The organism is Mycobacterium triplex (assembly GCF_000689255.1).
GTDB classification, from domain to species: Bacteria; Actinomycetota; Actinomycetes; order Mycobacteriales; family Mycobacteriaceae; genus Mycobacterium; species Mycobacterium triplex.
Map to the genome: position 1 here is coordinate 147,584 of NZ_HG964446.1, position 15,945 is coordinate 163,528.

The 15,945-nt window shown below is 66.5% G+C and carries 17 protein-coding genes and 1 pseudogene; 11 read left to right on the forward strand and 7 right to left on the reverse strand.

Annotated features, from left to right (window positions below; translation table 11 throughout):
• Positions 1–34: 34 nt before the first annotated feature.
• A complete protein-coding gene (locus BN973_RS00595; RefSeq protein WP_036465264.1) occupies positions 35–1,177 on the reverse strand; it encodes an LLM class flavin-dependent oxidoreductase in 1,143 nt (380 codons plus the stop codon).
• A gap of 116 nt (positions 1,178–1,293) precedes the next feature.
• Here BN973_RS00595 and BN973_RS00600 point away from each other — a divergent pair, with 116 nt between their 5' ends.
• On the forward strand, positions 1,294–1,896 hold the full coding sequence (locus tag BN973_RS00600; RefSeq protein WP_036465265.1) for a TetR/AcrR family transcriptional regulator: 603 nt from the start codon (positions 1,294–1,296) through the stop codon (positions 1,894–1,896).
• Positions 1,897–2,028: 132 nt separating this feature from the next.
• On the opposite strand, the gene BN973_RS00605 is transcribed toward BN973_RS00600, so the two are convergent.
• The 3 genes from BN973_RS00605 to BN973_RS00615 all read right to left on the reverse strand — a co-directional run bounded on the left by BN973_RS00605 (position 2,029) and on the right by BN973_RS00615 (position 4,803).
• Entirely contained in the window at positions 2,029–2,415 is a 387-nt protein-coding gene (locus BN973_RS00605; protein WP_036465266.1) for a PPOX class F420-dependent oxidoreductase, read from the reverse strand.
• 203 nt (positions 2,416–2,618) lie between these two features.
• Positions 2,619–4,073 (reverse strand): aldehyde dehydrogenase, encoded by a 1,455-nt coding sequence (locus BN973_RS00610; protein ID WP_036465267.1) that lies wholly within the window; start codon positions 4,071–4,073, stop codon positions 2,619–2,621.
• 19 nt (positions 4,074–4,092) lie between these two features.
• Positions 4,093–4,803 (reverse strand): SDR family NAD(P)-dependent oxidoreductase, encoded by a 711-nt coding sequence (locus BN973_RS00615; RefSeq protein ID WP_036465268.1) that lies wholly within the window; start codon positions 4,801–4,803, stop codon positions 4,093–4,095.
• Positions 4,804–4,884: 81 nt separating this feature from the next.
• Between BN973_RS00615 and BN973_RS00620 the strand changes: the two genes are divergently transcribed.
• The 5 genes from BN973_RS00620 to BN973_RS00640 all read left to right on the forward strand — a co-directional run bounded on the left by BN973_RS00620 (position 4,885) and on the right by BN973_RS00640 (position 9,087).
• Positions 4,885–5,850: a TIGR03621 family F420-dependent LLM class oxidoreductase gene (locus BN973_RS00620; protein WP_036465269.1), complete on the forward strand. Its 966-nt coding sequence runs from the start codon at positions 4,885–4,887 to the stop codon at positions 5,848–5,850.
• Positions 5,851–5,957: 107 nt separating this feature from the next.
• A complete protein-coding gene (locus BN973_RS00625) occupies positions 5,958–6,845 on the forward strand; it encodes an enoyl-CoA hydratase/isomerase family protein (protein ID WP_036465270.1) in 888 nt (295 codons plus the stop codon).
• Positions 6,842–8,146: an aromatic ring-hydroxylating oxygenase subunit alpha gene (locus BN973_RS00630; protein ID WP_036465271.1), complete on the forward strand. Its 1,305-nt coding sequence runs from the start codon at positions 6,842–6,844 to the stop codon at positions 8,144–8,146. Before BN973_RS00625 ends, BN973_RS00630 begins: the two co-directional genes overlap by 4 nt.
• Positions 8,143–8,469 (forward strand): hypothetical protein, encoded by a 327-nt coding sequence (locus BN973_RS00635; protein ID WP_036465272.1) that lies wholly within the window; start codon positions 8,143–8,145, stop codon positions 8,467–8,469. Before BN973_RS00630 ends, BN973_RS00635 begins: the two co-directional genes overlap by 4 nt.
• Positions 8,470–8,529: 60 nt before the next feature.
• Complete coding sequence (locus tag BN973_RS00640) at positions 8,530–9,087, forward strand: TetR/AcrR family transcriptional regulator (RefSeq protein ID WP_051641514.1); 558 nt, start codon at positions 8,530–8,532, stop codon at positions 9,085–9,087.
• A 28-nt stretch (positions 9,088–9,115) separates the two neighbouring features.
• On the opposite strand, the gene BN973_RS00645 is transcribed toward BN973_RS00640, so the two are convergent.
• From BN973_RS00645 to BN973_RS00650, 3 genes are all read right to left on the reverse strand, one after another.
• Positions 9,116–10,318 (reverse strand): cytochrome P450, encoded by a 1,203-nt coding sequence (locus BN973_RS00645; protein WP_036465274.1) that lies wholly within the window; start codon positions 10,316–10,318, stop codon positions 9,116–9,118.
• 17 nt (positions 10,319–10,335) lie between these two features.
• The gene (locus BN973_RS31960) at positions 10,336–10,461 is read right to left on the reverse strand and encodes a hypothetical protein (RefSeq protein ID WP_269147628.1); all 126 of its coding nucleotides are present in this window, start codon (positions 10,459–10,461) and stop codon (positions 10,336–10,338) included.
• Positions 10,462–10,530: 69 nt separating this feature from the next.
• Complete coding sequence (locus tag BN973_RS00650) at positions 10,531–11,112, reverse strand: TetR/AcrR family transcriptional regulator (protein ID WP_036465276.1); 582 nt, start codon at positions 11,110–11,112, stop codon at positions 10,531–10,533.
• Positions 11,113–11,203: 91 nt separating this feature from the next.
• Here BN973_RS00650 and BN973_RS00655 point away from each other — a divergent pair, with 91 nt between their 5' ends.
• The 5 genes and pseudogenes from BN973_RS00655 (at position 11,204) to BN973_RS00675 (ending at position 15,873) form a co-directional block, all read left to right on the forward strand.
• The gene (locus BN973_RS00655; protein WP_036465278.1) at positions 11,204–11,752 is read left to right on the forward strand and encodes a PaaI family thioesterase; all 549 of its coding nucleotides are present in this window, start codon (positions 11,204–11,206) and stop codon (positions 11,750–11,752) included.
• Positions 11,749–12,684: an NmrA family NAD(P)-binding protein gene (locus BN973_RS00660; RefSeq protein ID WP_036465280.1), complete on the forward strand. Its 936-nt coding sequence runs from the start codon at positions 11,749–11,751 to the stop codon at positions 12,682–12,684. Before BN973_RS00655 ends, BN973_RS00660 begins: the two co-directional genes overlap by 4 nt.
• Positions 12,685–12,716: 32 nt before the next feature.
• Positions 12,717–13,481: an SDR family NAD(P)-dependent oxidoreductase gene (locus BN973_RS00665; RefSeq protein ID WP_036465281.1), complete on the forward strand. Its 765-nt coding sequence runs from the start codon at positions 12,717–12,719 to the stop codon at positions 13,479–13,481.
• A 104-nt stretch (positions 13,482–13,585) separates the two neighbouring features.
• A pseudogene (lysA, locus tag BN973_RS00670) lies at positions 13,586–14,887 on the forward strand (diaminopimelate decarboxylase); the annotation flags it as partial.
• 245 nt (positions 14,888–15,132) lie between these two features.
• Entirely contained in the window at positions 15,133–15,873 is a 741-nt protein-coding gene (locus BN973_RS00675) for a rhomboid-like protein (protein WP_232232165.1), read from the forward strand.
• Positions 15,874–15,945 lie beyond the last annotated feature (72 nt).

Genomic DNA, 15,945 nt, shown 5'->3' on the forward strand with positions numbered 1-15,945 from the left:
GCGCATGATATGGCCGGCGACCGGTCCGCTCATGTCAGAGCTTCTTCAGCCGGCGCAGGACTTTCACATAGGGCGTGGTTGCGGCCGCACTCTTCGAAAGCTTGGGATGCAGCGCGCCCATGTTGCCTACGACCAGGCAGCGCAGACCGTTGTCGCGGAACTCAGCCAGCTGGTCGACGATGTCGTCGGGCATGCCGACGACGAAGAGTTCCTTGACGAGGTCGCGGGGAACCTTGGACACGAACGACAGCGCGGTCTGCTCGTCGATCAGCTGCGGGACGAGGTCTTGCACGCCCTTGAAGTCCGCGCCCATCGGGTGTTCGACGCCATGTCGCGCCCAGTCGGTGGCCGGCGAGTTCAACGTGAAGAGCCGGACCAGCTCCGAGTCGACGATCTCGTCGATCTCGTCCTGGGAACGCCCGGTGAGGATGAAGCGGATCCCCGCGGGGGTGATCGCCATCGGATCGCGGCCCGCATCGGAGGCGGCCGTGCGTAAGTCGTTGAGCTGCCGTCCGTATTCGGTGGCCCGGGTGGTGCCGGGAAACCAACCGTCGGCGTAGCGCCCGGCGGCCCGGATCATGCGGGGTCCGTGGGCGGCGATCCAGATCTCGGGCCAGCGCCCCTTGTACGGCGTGAGCGCGAAGGTCGCATTGTGCAGCGGGAAGTAGTCCGATTCGCGGCTGACGAGCTCGCCGCCCGAATCCCACAGTGCCCGGATGGTGGCCATCGCCTCCTCGAAGCGCGCCACGGGCTTGGACCACTCGACCCCGTACGGTTCGTTGCCCTCACGTTCGCCGGTGCCGATACCCAGGATGGCCCGCCCCCGGGTGAGGTGGTGCAGCGTGACGGCGGCCTGTGCGGTGACGGCGGGGTTGCGGCGGCCGGTGTCGGTGACGGCGACGCCCAGCGTCATACGGCCGAGCTTGTTGTGCCCGGCGAGATATCCGAGCATCGTCCATGGTTCGACGTGCGCGTCCATCTTGGGGATGATCTTCGCGGCGCCAACGTATTTGGGCTGCCACATCGACGACGGCAGCACGGAGTTCAGGTGGTCGGCCACCCAGAACGAGTCGGCGCCCGCGGCCAGCCCGGTCAGATAGTCGGCCTGGATCAACGGTTTGGGGCCGTACCGGGAATTGATTGTGTTGTGCATGACTCCGATGCGCAGACCAGGCATGGGGCTCCTTTACCGCTGACCCAGACTCGCTACCCTATTAGGCGATCGCCTAATAGGGTGCTGGGCATATGCTTAGCATCCCTGCGCGACAAGGGTCAAGAGACAGGACGGGGCACGTGGCCACACCCAGCCGAGCCGGCAATCGCGACACCGGGACCCGCGAGAAGATCCTCGACGCGACCGCCGAGATCATGCTCGAGGAGGGCTACGCCGCGGCGACGTCGCGCCGGGTCGCGGAGCGAGTGGGCGTTCAACGCGCTGTCGTCTACTACTACTTCCCGACCATGGACGACCTGTACCTGGCGGTGCTGCGTCGAGGGACCGAGATGAATCTCGAAGTGCAGCGCCGCGCACTTGAGTCCGATAACCCTTTGCATGCGTTGTGGGACATGACAATTGATCCACGCGGATCGCGGCTGACGATGGAGTTCATGGCACTCGGCAACCACCGTAAGGCGATCCGCGCCGAGCTCGCGGCGGGTGCCGAACGGTCGCGGGAGGCGCAGATCGCGGCGCTGACATTCATCCTGCGCGACCATGCCGTCGGCGACGCCATACCGCCGGAGGTCGTCGCGGTGCTCATTGCCAGCATCGGCCGGACCATCAGCATCGAGAACCGGTTAGGCATCACCACCGGGCACTCCAAGACGCTGCGGCTCATCGAGGAGTACCTGCGGCGCTACGAATCCCCGCACCCACGCGGCGAGGTCTCGAATTAGGCGCTCGCCTAACGGATGGCGCGTCCTAGCCGGCGGTGCGAGGCGAGCGCCCGGCTAGCGGGGCGCCCGACCTCTCAGGCCCGGCCAGCCGGGCACTCGGCGAGAAGAAGTAGGTAAACCCGGGAAGCGTTGCTAGCCGGCGGGTTTGATCTCGAGGCCGACGTGCACCTTGTCGATGCCGCCGCGCACGATCGAGTGCACATAGAACCACGGCGCGTGGTACCAGTATCGCTTGAGCACCGCGTTGTAGACCCGCCGTGTCTCCGACTTCGGTAGCACCCGGGCGACGCCTTCGACCTCTTCGCTCAGGGGCTTACCCAACACCCCGCTCTTGCCGATCGTGACGCGGGGCGTGTTTTTGATCCGCTTGGTCTTCCAGGAGCCGTCGTCGGTGATGACGAGCAGCGTGTCGCCGTCGGGCACACCCCAGATCGGCGTGGGCTTCGGGCGGCCGTCCTTGGTGAATGTGGTCAGCAGCAGGTACCTGGACTGGATGATGTCCTGAAAACTCGGAGCCACGCTTTTCCTTATCTATGGATGGTTCCCAGGACCATTCCCCGATCACCAATTCCCTAATCATGGCCATGATCATGTAGTCGGCTCGATTCCTCCAGCAGATCCGGCCGATTCAGGCGATACTCCAATCCTCGCCGACCGCCGAGCGTGCAGCCGGCTTCACGTTGGGCGCCGAGCGTGCTTCCAGCTTCACGCTCGTCGACGCGCTAATTGGCCGCCGCGGCCGAAATCGATTGGCTCACGGTGTAACTGTCGATACCCTCGGTTCCGAGCTCGCGACCGTATCCGCTGTTTTTGACGCCGCCGAACGGGGCGGCCGGGTCCATGATGTAGCCCTCGTTGACGCCGAAGGTGCCCGACCGGACCCGGGCCGCGACGCCGTAACCCCGCTCCACGTCGCCGGTGAACACCGATCCGGCCAGCCCGTATTCGGAGTCGTTGGCGATCCGGATCGCCTCGTCCTCGTCCCGGTAGGAGATGACGGTCAGCACCGGACCGAAGATCTCCTCGCGCGCGATCCGCATGTCGTTGGTCGCATCGCTGAACAGCGTCGGGCGCACGTACCAACCGGCGTCGAGGCCGTCGGGCATTTCGCTGCCACCGGTAACCAGCCGTGCCCCTTCGCTTTTGCCCGATTCGATGTAGCCGCGGACCCGCTCCTGCTGGCGCTGGGCCACCAGCGGACCGATCTGGGTCTCGGGATCGGCCGGGTCGCCGACGGTCATCGACGCCATCCCGGCGGCCAACGCGTCGACGAATTCGTCCTTGCGTTGCTGCGGCACCAGAATCCGGCTCAGCGCGTTGCAGACCTGCCCGCTGTTGGCCAGGCTGGCCATCTGAATGCCGGTCGCGACGGCCGTGGGGTCGGCGTCGTCGAGCACGATCGCCGCCGACTTTCCGCCCAGTTCCAGGCTCACCTGCCTCAGCCCTGCGGCGCACGCCAGAGCCACTTGCCGGCCGGCCGCCGTCGAGCCGGTGAACGAAACCTTGTCGACGCCCGGATGCCGCACCAGGGTCTCGCCGACTTCCCGCCCCCCGGGCACCACGTTGAGCACGCCGGGCGGAAGTCCGGCTGCCGCAACCAGTTCCGCGAGTAGCTGCGCATCGAGCACCGACTCGGGCGCGGGCTTGAGCACCACCGAGCAGCCGGCCAGCAGCGCCGGCACCACCTTGGTGACGGTCAGAAACTGCGGCATGTTCCACGGCACCACGGCGGCGACGACCCCGACCGGCTGCTTGCGGATCCGAATGTTCTTGCCGTAGAGCCCGGGACGATCCTGGCTCCATTCGTAGCCGGCTGCGAAGTTGCAGAACGCCGACATCATCGTCAGCGGCAGCCGAACCTGCGCCATCTTGGCGAACGTGATCGGAGCGCCGATCTCGGCCGAGATCAACGCGGCCATATCAGCGCGGCGCTCCTTGTAGATGCCGGCCAGCCGGGTGATCGCCTCGATGCGTTCCGCCGGTTGCAGGCGCGGCCACGGTCCGGTGTCAAAAGCCGCCCGGGCGGCCGCGACGGCGCGGTCGACGTCCGCGGGCCCGGCGCTCACCGCGCGACCGATGACGGCCTCGCTGTGCGGGGATACCACCGAGATGGACTCCTGGCCCGACGCCGGGGCCGCCCACTTCCCGTCGATGAACAGTTGGTCCCTGTCGTACATCATTGCCTCGCAATCGAAGTCAGGTATTGCGGCCACCGTTCACGCCAAGAATCTGTCCGGTGATGTAGCCGGCCTCCTCGGAGGCGAAGAATGCGCACGCGGCGGCGATGTCCTCGGGCTTGCCCACCCGCCGAACCGGGGTGCGGGCGATGTGGTCCTCCACGGTCCCGCCAAGCAGATGCCGGCTCTCGGCGCTGCGCAGCATAGGTGTGTCGACGAATCCCGGCGGCACCGCATTGACCGTGATCCCGCTAGGGCCGTACTCGAGGGCGAGCGACTTGGTCAGCCCGTTGACCGCCGACTTGGCCGCCACATAGTGCGCCATGAACGGCTGACCGGAATGCGTGCTCGACGACGAGATGTTGATGATGCGGCCCCAGCCCGCCTCCACCATGTCGGGCAGCACGGACTGGATGGTGTTGAAGACGCCGTTGAGGTTCACGTCGATCACCTTCGACCATTCCTCGAACGACATGCTCAAGAACTTCTTGAAGCCCTCCACCCCGGCGGCGTTGACCAGCACCAGGATCGGGCCGAGCGCGTCGCGGATCGCCGACACCGCCGCATCGACCTGCGCACGATCCGTGACGTCGGCGATGTGGCCGAACCCGTCGTCGGTGGGCGTGAGATCGAGGACGGCCACCTGGAATCCGTCCTTGCGTAATCTCTGGGCGACGGCACGGCCGATCCCCGAGGCACCGCCGGTCACAACCGCTGTCTTCGCGCTCAAGCCGTATCCACCTTTCCTGAGCGATCGCTCAAACGGTTGGCTTCACATGCCTATCACCCGCCATCGATTACGGTCAAGCCTATGGACCGGCCTCCGTTTCGCTTTGGGGTACAAGCGACCAACGCCACCGGCGGGCGCCACTGGCGCGACACCGTCCGTAAAGTCGAAGATCTTGGCTATTCAACGCTTTTCCTCGCCGATCATTATCTCGGGCCGGGCCCCGCGCAGCGGGCCGCCCGCACCCCGCGCCAAGACCTGGCCCCGATCGCGGCGATGGCGGCAGCGGCCGCCCACACCGAGACGTTGCGCATCGGGTGCCGGGTGTTCTGCATCGACTATCACGTGCCGGCGGTGCTGGCCAAGGAAGCCGCGACGCTTGATCTGCTCTCCGACGGTCGGCTGGAGCTGGGCATCGGGGCCGGCTGGAGCGACGTCGAATACAACGCCATGGGGCTCGAATTCGACCGCCCGGGACGCCGAATCACCAAGCTGGCCGAGGTCGTTTCGCTGATCAAGGCCCACTGGCAGGGCGAAGAACTCGATTACAGCGGCGAGTTCGTCCACGTGCGCGGGTATGCGGGGCGGCCGCGGCCGGTGCAACGGCCGCACCCGCCGATCATGATCGGCGGCGGAGGCCGGCGCGTGCTCTCGCTCGCCGCCCGCGAAGCCGACATCGTCAGCATCTCCAGCGTGCCGTTCGTGGCGCGCGACGCCGATGGCCTGGATCCCCAGACGGTCGCCGAGCGCCGAATCGGCTTCGTGCGCGCCGCGGCCGGTGACCGCTATCGCCACCTCGACGTCGAGAGTTCGCCGTACTTCACCGAGATCACCAACGATCCCGAGACGGCGTTGGCCGGCATCGCGAACACCACCGGCATCCCGGCCCAACTGCTGCGCGAGCATCCCAACGTGCTGATCGGCACACCGGAAAGCGTTGCGGAATTGCTGCGTTCACGCCGGGAAAGCCTCGGCGTCAATTACGTCACCGTGCAGCAGTCGCAGATCGAATCCTTCGCGGCCGTGGTGGCCCTGCTACACGGCGACTGAGCCTTGACCACCGCTGGCCGAGGTGCAAGCATGGCAGCTACCTCATTTGGGCGATCGCTCAAATGAGGTCGGCGCCACTTTCACCACCGCGGAGATGAGACAACTCGATGGCCAAGCGGACGAGGTTTAGCGAATACCAGAACAGCTACGCCAACTACCGATTCGAACTCACCGATGACGGAATCCTCTTCATGCAGTGCCACACCGACGGTGACAGCCTGGTGTGGAGCTGGAAGGCGCACGACGAGATGTCGGACGCGTTCGCCGATATCGCCGGGGACCGCGAGATCAAAGTCCTGATCCACACCGGCACCGGCGAGAATTACAACGCCAACTGGGGGCGACTGCCCAACGGCGAGCCGCCCGAACACCCCATCTACCAGGCCATGCCCAACGACCGTGGGACGCACAAGCTCGACGAAAAAGCTTGGTACGCGCGCCATCTCATTTTCAATGTGCTCGATGTCGACGTGCCGATGATCAGCGCGGTCAACGGTCCGTGCAACATGCACTCCGAGGTGCCGATCATGGGCGACATCGTGCTGGCCTCCGAGGACGCCTACTTCCAGGACGCCTCCCACTTCCCGCGCGGGCAGGTGCCCGGTGACGGTCAGCACGTGATCTGGAGTGTGCTCGCCGGGCACAACCGCGCCCGGTATTTCCTGCTCACAGGTCAAAAACTCAGCGCGCAGGAGGCCAAGGAGTGGGGGGTGGTCAACGAGGTGCTGCCCAAGGACAAACTGCTGGACCGGGCCTGGGAACACGCTCGGGAACTGATCAAGCGACCACCGCTGACACTGCGCTACACCCGACAGCTGTTCACCAACCCGCTCAAGCGGGCCTTCGTCAACGAACTCGGCCATGGCCTGGGCCGCGAGACCTACGCCCAGCGCGTGTTCTTCCCGTTCGGCGGCGAGATGGAGCCGTTGGACCGGGCCTGGGACCAGCAGCCCTGGTCCAACGGCGCACCCGCGCAGGAAGGAGTCCCCTCGTGACCAGCATCCAGCAACGCCTGTCGACCGGGCGGGGCAAGTTCACCACCGACTATCCCGAACTGGGCACCGGCCCGGTCAACTACGAGGACGCGATCTCCGAGGAGTTCTTCGCCGCCGAACGCAAAGCGGTGTTCGAGCGAAACTGGTTGTGCGTCGGGCGTATCGAACGCCTGCCCCGCAAGGGCTCATACTTCACCCGCGACCTGCCCGGCCGGCTGGCGTCGATCGTGATCGCCCGCGACCTGAACGACACCGTGCACGCGTTCCACAACGTGTGCGCCCATCGCGGCAACAAGGTCGTCTGGCAAGAACACCCCAGCCAGGAGTCATCCGGCACTTGCCGCGCGTTCTCCTGCAAATACCACGGTTGGCGCTACGGCCTGGACGGCAAGGTCAACCACGTCACCAACGAGCAGGAGTTCTTCGACCTCGACAAGAGCACCCTGCGGATGCCCCCGGTGCACTGCGAGGTGTGGGCGGGCTTCATTTTCGTCAACCTCGCCGAGGACCCGGTGCCGCTGCGCAGTTTCCTGGGCGACGGCCTGTTGCCCATCGAGGCCTACCCGTTCGGCAAGATGACCCAGCACTACGGCTTTTCGACCCGGATCAAGGGCAACTGGAAGTTGGCCGTCGACTCGGTCTGCGAGTGGTATCACCCGCCGTACGTGCACGGCCGCTTCATCGATCCCGATGTCTCCAAAGCCGAGAAGATGGTGCCGCCCGTCGACTCCTACCACTACGAGCTGTTCCGGCCGCACATGCTCACCTCGGTGCCCGGACCGCCGCCGCTGCCACCGCGCGACCCGGGCACCGCCGGGCCGGCCCGCCAAGACCAGCGCTGGGTGTACAAACTGTTCCGGGCCGGGCTTTTCGGCCCGGACGACGTTCCCGACATCGGGCTCGACAACGCAGGTGCGGACTTCCTCAACCGCGGCAACATCGCGTCGTGGGGCAACGACCAATTCTGGCTCTTTCCAAACATTTCCATCCAGATCTGGGCGCGCGGGTACTACATCACCTACACCTACTGGCCCGAGACGGTCGATTCGCACATCTACGAGATCGACATGTATTTCGTGCCGCCGGAGAACGCCCGCGACCGCCTGGCACAGGAGCTGGTCGTCGACAGCACGATCGAGTTCGCGATGCAGGATGTGAACACCATCGAGGCGACGCATTCGGCGCTGAAGACGCGGGCACAGAACACCTTTCACCTGTCCGACCAGGAACTGCTGATCCGCCAGTTCCACACGGTCATCCGTGACACGGTCGATGCCTACCGGTCCGGGGAGTCGTCATGACACTGCCCAACGGCTTCGCCGACCTCGAACCTTTCGTCGCCGACTGGGCTTTGCCGACAAGGGCACAACGCTACGCGGCGCGGCTGTCGAAGCCCTACGACGACCTCGTCACGTTCTACGACGCCGTCGCCCCGCGAGCCGAGGAAGCGATCGCCTACCTGAACGGCCTTGACATCAACGAGTTACCCGAGGACGCCGAACGGCTGCTGCACCTGTTGTATTCGATGATTCTGGTTTCCTACGCCGTCAACGTGTTCAAGCAGAACCGGATCCCGGACTCCGGTGCCGCGTTCTTCGAGATGGTCGCCGAACCGGCCGTGTGATATGACCAGACTGTGACCGCATCCGAGCGACCGAAGGCTCGCGACTCCACGACGCGCGACATGCTGGTGGCCGCGACGAGTCAGATCATGGTCGAGGAGGGGTACGCCGCAGCCACGTCACGGCGGGTGGCCGCCAAAGCCGGCGTCAAGCCGGCGTTGGTGCATTACTACTTCCCCACCATGGACGACTTGTATCTGGCCGTCTTCCGCAGCGGTGCCGCCGTCTATCTCGAGCGCCAGCAACAGGCGTTGGCCTCCGACCGCCCGCTGCACGCCTTCTGGGAAACGCTGATCGCACCCAAGGACACCCGGTTGCTGCTGGAGTTCATGGGACTTGCCAACCACCGCAAGGAGATTCGCGCGGAGATCGCCGCATGGTCGGACCGGTGGCGCGAGCAGCAGATCACCGCGCTGAACTTCATCATCCGTCAACATGACATCGACACCGACGAGTTTCCGCCCGCGGCGATCGCCGTCTTCATCGCCTCGATAGGCAGAACCCTGATCCTGGAAGAGGGGCTGGGCTCCTCCGGGGGCCACGACGCGGCCATCGCGCTGGTCAACCGCCTCCTGGACAAATTCGAGATGCCCGACCCCAAGGCCCGCCGCCGCCACTGAGCGTGCGCCCAGGACGCGCCTGCGACGCTCAGGGCAGCACGACCCGTAGTCTCTCCCAGCCGCGCACCGTCGAGGTCGGGCTGAGTTGTGCTGTGTCGTAGTCGATATCCCACTCCGGCCAGCGGTTGAGGATCTCGTCCAGCGCGACGCGTCCCTCCAGCCGGGCCAGGTTTGCGCCGAGGCAATAGTGCACACCTTTTCCGAAGGTGATGTGCGAGATGTTGTCGCGATGGATGTTGAACGTGTCCGGATCGGTGTAGCGGCGCGGGTCGCGGTTGGCGGCGCCGAACAGCAACAGCATCGCACTGCCGGCCGGAACCGTCGTCCCGTAGCACTCGAAATCCTTTGCCATCCACCGTGCCACGTGCGGACCGGTGGGTTCGAAGCGCAGCGTCTCGTCCACGGTGCGGTTCAGCAGCGAACGGTCCCGATGGATTTCCCGGCGCTGGTCGGGGTGTTCGGCGAGCACCTTGGCCAGCCATCCGATCAACCGTCCGGTGGTCTCGTTGCCGGCACCGGCGACCACCTGGGTGTAGTGCAGCACCTCTTTACGAGTCAGCTTGCGATGCACACCCTCCTCGTCGTCGAACTCGACGTTGAGCAGCGTGGTCATCAGGTCGTCGGACGGGTTCTTCGATCGCCATTCCACGTAGTCGGCATAGATGCGGCCGTCGGCGATCGAGTCGGCGTCGGCGACCTTGAGCGGTGCGCCCGGTTTGGTCCGCAGGTTGGCATCGTTGGCATCGCGCACCGAGATCTGTTCGGACTCCGGGATTCCCAAGAGCATGCCGATCACCCGCATGGGCATCATCGACGCGAGCTCGGCGATGATGTCGAATCCCGACGATCCGACGAGTGGATCCAGGCACCGGACGCAGTAGCGCCGGATCTGATCTTCGATTTCGGCCATCCGGCGCGGGGTGAACACCCGCGACATCAGCCCGCGCAGCATCGTGTGTTCGGGCGGATCCTGGAACATCATCACGCCACGCGGCATATCGAATTTCGACTGCACCAGCTCGAGAATGTCGCTGCGGCGGTTGGAGAACGTCTCCCAGTTTGCCAGGCCGCGTTCGACGTCGGAATGCCTTGATATCGCCCAGAAATCGTATTTTTCGTTGTAATACAGCGGAGCCTCTTCACGCAGCCGCGCGTAGGTCGGATACGGGTCGGCATTGATGCCGACGTCGTAGGGGTCGTAGTAGACCTCGGTATCGTTGGTGACAGTCATCGATGCTTTCCCTTACTTCAGGCGGCGTCCACCGGCAGGCGGTGAAAGCTCTGGCACACCGGCGCGTGGCGTCTGCCCTGCCCGCGCGCCACACCGGTCACGAATGCGACTTTGCCGTCCATCCGGCCCATGGCAACCTCCACCGAGTCCTTTTTGAGCGATCGCCCAAATAAGTGACGCAGGCCATGTCTAACAGCCCCGGGACGAGGTCGTCAAGAGTTCAATGCGGCGTCGATCAGCGTGGCGGCGGCCGCACGGGCGTGCACGACCGGCGCGGTGTCGTTGAGCGAGGTCGCCATCGCGGTGGCGCCTTCGAAGAGCACGGCCAGCTGCTGGCCCAGCAGGTGCGGATCGGCGGCACCCGCCTCCTGCGCGACGGCGACCAGCCGACGGGCGAATTGTTGCTTGTGCGCCCGCACAATCGCGTCGGTACTGCGCAACGAACCGGCCGATTCCACGGCTGCGTTGTGAAAGGGACAGCCCCGCATGACCTCTCGGCGTGACATCTCGAAGATCGCCAGCAGTCGGTCCCGGGCAGGCAGGGCCGGGTCGTCCAGGCGTTGCTCACTGGGCGAGCCGCCGCGCGCGTCCATGCCGCGCAGATAATTGTCGACCAGGTCGATTTTGCTCGGGAAGTGTTGGTAGAGCGTGCGCTTGGAGACGTTGGCCTCGTGGGCGATGAGCTCGACGCCGGTCGCGTGGATTCCGCGACGGTAGAACAGCTGAGCCGCCGCACGCTCGATGCGCTCGCGCGCCCCACGTCCGCCGGCCGGACGCATCGTCGGTTCGGCCATCCCTCGAAGATACACCGACTGGTTTACAAATCTTGAAATATCAATTAGCTTCGCCCTATCAAGTAAACCGATCAGTTTTCGAAGGTGGGGCATGACGACTTCGCAACAGGCTTCCCGCACCGACGTCGCAGGTTCGCCGCCGTGGGGCAGCGAGCAGTCGCGAACGATCACCTGGCGTGACCCGGTGACGACGCAGGCCACGGTCGCCTCGATGAGCGGCCTCTCCTATTGGCAGGCGGTCGCCGACGGACACCTGCCCCCGCCGCCGATCGGCGAGCTGATGCAGATGCGGGTCGTCGCGGTGGAAAGCGGTGGCATCACCTTCTCCTGCACGCCGGATGCGTCGATGTACAACCCACTGGGACTCGTGCACGGCGGTGCGGTGTGCACGCTGCTCGACACGGCTGCCGCCTGTGCGCTGCACACCACGTTGCCGCAGGGAGTCGCGTACACATCGGTCGAGATCAAGGTCAACTACCTCAAGGCGGTAACGCTGGACAGCGGGCCGCTGACCGCGGTGGGCTCCGTCGTCAAAGCGGGCTCGCGGATCGGCTTCGCCGAAGGACAGGTCACCGACGCGGCGGGGAACGTCGTCGCGACCGCGAGCACGACCCTGTTGATTTTCGAGTTGCGCCGATGAGCGCCCCCGTCCTGGTAATCGGGGCGACCGGGCGGCACGGCGGCACCGGACGGATCGTGGCCGAACGCGTGCTGAGCCGCGGTCGCCCGGTACGCGCACTGGTCCGCATCGACGACGAACGAGCCGCAGAACTGCGCCGCCGCGGGGCCACCACCGTGGTGGGCGACCTGCACGATCGGGCATCGCTGGTTGCGGCGGCGCGCGATGTCAGCGCCGTGTACTTCACCTATCCCGTTGCGGCTGGGGTTGTTTCGGCCGCAGCGAATCTAGCGTCGGTTCTGGTCGACGTCAGTCCGAAGCCGCACCTAGTGGTGATGTCGATGGCCGTGTCCGCGGTCGACAGTCCCAGTCGGCTGGGTCAGGGCCAGGCGGTCGCCGAGGAAGTATTCACGTGGGCGGGCCTGAACCCCACGGTGCTGCGGTTCGGCGGCCTCTTCCACGAGAATGTGTTGCTGCTGCACGGCGCCTCCATCCGCGAAAACAGCGTGATTGCCAACAGCTTCGGCGACGGCCCGGCGCCGTGGATCGGCGGCGACGACGCGGCGGAGATCGCGGTTACCCACCTGTTGGCGCCGGCGCCGGAGTCTGCCCGAGTCAGCTATCCGCCTCCGGCCGAGGTGATCGATCACGCGGAAGTGGCGCGCATCGTCGCGGCCGAGACGGGTCGGCCCGTTCGCTTCCAGCCCATCTCCGCGGCCGCCTGGCGGGCCGAATTGGAGTCCGCCGCCGAGGCGCAGCCGGCATCTGCCATCAATGCTGCTATGGCGCAACATATCTCGACCGTTGGCGGCGCCCTGTCACAGCGAACCGAGCCGCTCATCGCGGCGGACCCCGACGCGCTGGCCGCGATACTGGGCCGTCCGCCGGCCCGCCTTGTCGACTTTCTCCGGCGTAACCTGCAGCACTTTGCGCCCGCGACCACTCTAGCGTGACATCAACCGAATCCATAAGGAGCACAACGCCGATGTCTTCAGTCCTGATCACCGGAGCCAGCCGCGGCATCGGCCGCGCCATCGCCCGCGAGTTCGTCCGTCGCGGGCATCGGGTGGTGGCGACCGCGCGCGATCCGCGCACGCTGGCCGACCTTGACGCCCAGCAGCGGCTGGCCCTCGATGTCACCGACGACGCCAGTGTGCGGGCGGCCGTGGCGGCCGCGGGCGACATCGACATCGTGATCGCCAATGCCGGGGTCATCTTCTATGCGGCCGTCGAGGCGACCCCGTTGCCGGAACTGAATCGCCTGTTGGGCCTCAACACCATTGGCGCCATCCGGGTGGCGCAGGCGGTGCTGCCGCAGATGCGTGCCCGTGGCGAGGGCAAGTTGCTGTTCATGTCCAGCGTCATGGGACGGATCGTGAGCCCACCGGGTGCGGCCTACGCCGCGACGAAGTGGGCGCTGGAGGCACTCGTCGAGGCGCTGGCCATCGAGGTCGCACCGTTCGGCGTCCAGGCCGGATTGCTGGAGCCCGGGGCGGTGAGCTCCGGCGCCCTCGACAATGTGACCACCTACGCGCTGCCCGACGATCCGTATGCGGCGATCCTGACCGGCGGCGGGCCGCGGGCCGGGATGATCACGCCCGAGCAGGTCGCCGCCGAGGTGGCCGACGCCGCCGAAAAGCCTGAACTGCCCCTGCGCATTCCCATCGGCGACGCCGCGCGGGCGCTGATGGCCGCCCGCAAGGCGGCACCCGAGGATGCCCCGTTCACGACGGCCAAGGCCGCCCGCTAGTCGTGGGCCGCTCCAGCCCGGAAATGCGTGAAGATTGATCACCCGGGTGTGAAAAATCCGTTAAGAACGTGGCACGACGCGGCCGCGGACCCCAGCTTGGAAGCATGGCGCCGTTCGAGCTGCTTCCGTCGCTACGGCACGGATTGAGCCCGCACCTCGATCGCGCCATCTGGCCAGTGAGCGCCTTCGTCGACGATCTGGGCCGGCTGTGCGTCGGCGGAGTCGCGGTCACGGAGATCGCGGCCGACTACGGCACGCCCGCCTATGTGGTGGACGAACTGGATTTTCGGGCTCGGATCCGCGGCTATCGTGCGGCTCTTCCCGGGGTCGAGGTGGTCTACGCCGGAAAGGCACTACTGAGCACCGCGGTGGCCGAGTGGGCCGCCGCCGGAGGTGCCGGCGTCAACGTCTGCTCGGCCGGCGAACTGGCCACCGCATTGACCGCCGGGGTGCCGCCGTCGCGGATCGTCCTGCACGGCAATGCCCGAACCGGCGGCGAACTGCACGAGGCGATCGACGCCGGGGTGGGCCGCATCGTCATCGATTCCCCGAACGCGATCGCGCTGCTGGCCGCGCAGGTACGTCGCCCGCAGGACGTGTTGATCCGGGTGGTCCCCGCCATCGGCGCCCGCGAAGCCGGGTTCGGCTTCACCGTGGCCGACGGCCGGGCCGCCCGCGCCGTCAAACGCATCCTGGGTCAGCCGTGGCTTAACCTGGTCGGGCTGCACTGCCACCTCGGCTCGCGGATCGCCGACCCCCGGCGTTACGGCGCGGCGATCCGGCAATTGGTGGCCCTGATGGCCGAGGTCCGCGACCGCCATGGCGTCGTGCTGAGCCAGCTCGACCTCGGCGGCGGGCACGCGGTCCCCTACGTGAGCGGCGACCCCGAACTCAGCCCGCGCGCGCTCGCCGAGGTCATCGAGGCCACGCTTGGATCCGCTTGTGCCGACTACGGATATCCCCGCCCGCAGATCGTCATCGAGCCCGGCCGGGCGATCGCCGCGCGCGCGGGCGTGACGCTTTACCGGGTGATCGCCGTCAAGCATCAGCCGGACGGACGCACCTTCGTGATCGTGGACGGCGGGATGGTCGACAATCCGCACGAGGGGCGGCGCGGCGTGAAATACACGGCGGCGCTGGCTAACCGGCACGTGCCGACCACCACCGCGCCCGTCACAATCGTCGGCCGGCAATGCGAAGCCGGCGAAGAGATCGCCCGCGACGTCGAGCTGCCCATCGACATTCGGGCCGGCGATCTGCTCGCTGTGGCTTGTACTGGCGCCTACCACTATTCGATGGGATCCGCCTGCAACCTGGTGGGTCGTCCGCCACTGATCGCGGTCGCCGACGGCCGGGCTCGCCCGCTCGTACGCCGTGAAACCATCGCTGACCTGCTTGCCCGTGACTGTGATTGGTCTCACCCGACGCAGCGCGCCGGGTCCGTCACAATGGTTATCGACCGGACGATGGGGGAATAGGCATGTCCGACATGGCTGTTGACCCCGGTGGTGGCCATTGGCCGCCAACCGCAGCCCGGACCGTCGACGAAGGTGTAACCACAATGTCTCGCATCGCGAACCGCAGCACATCGCTGGGCTCGCGGGCGTCGTCCGTAGCGGCCTGGCTGCCGGCCACCATCGTGTATTCCGTCATGCTGCTCGGAGTCTCGTTCCTGCTGACCGCGCTCGGTCCGCATGCGCGCGACGTCGCGGTCCGGGAGATGAGCACCAACCTGCACAACCTGGCCCACGGCCACATCGTCACGCTGGTCGGCAGCGCGTTCGTCAGCGACGGCGGCCACGTACTGCTGTGGCTGCCGGGCCTGGCGTGCTTGCTGGCGCTCGGCGAACTGATCTGGCGCAGCAAGGGTTTGGTCGTCGCATTTGCACTCGGCCATATCGGTGCCACGTTGGTCGTCGCAGTCTGGCTGACCGTTGCCCTGACGGCAGGCTGGCTGCCGATGTCCTTGGCACGCGCCACCGACGTGGGGATGAGCTACGGCGCGGTGTGTGTGCTGGGGGCACTCACGGCGTCGATACCGTCGCGGTGGCGGCCGGTCTGGATCGGCTGGTGGCTGGGCAACGCCATCGCCGCAGCGCTGAGCGCAGACTTCACCGCGGTGGGCCACGTGGTTGCGCTGCTGCTCGGCATCGCGGTGTCCTTCCGGCTGCGCTCGATAATCCGCTGGACGCTGGTGCATTCGGCGCTGCTCGTGGTCGGCTCCGCGTTCGGCTACCTGGTGTTGTGCGGACCCGCCGGCCCCGCACCGGTAGCAGGCGCCGCCGGTGCGCTGATCGCCCTCGTCGCCGCCTGGATATTGCGGCCGCGCGACGGCGCAACCCAAGCGTTGGCGGGCCGGCCGGGGCTTGCGCCGCAGCCGGCCCGGTCGTAGCCAATGCGCACGTGAATTTGCGGCGTCGCGCTTCCTAAATCGGCGGTTCGACGCATCGAATTCCTACGAATT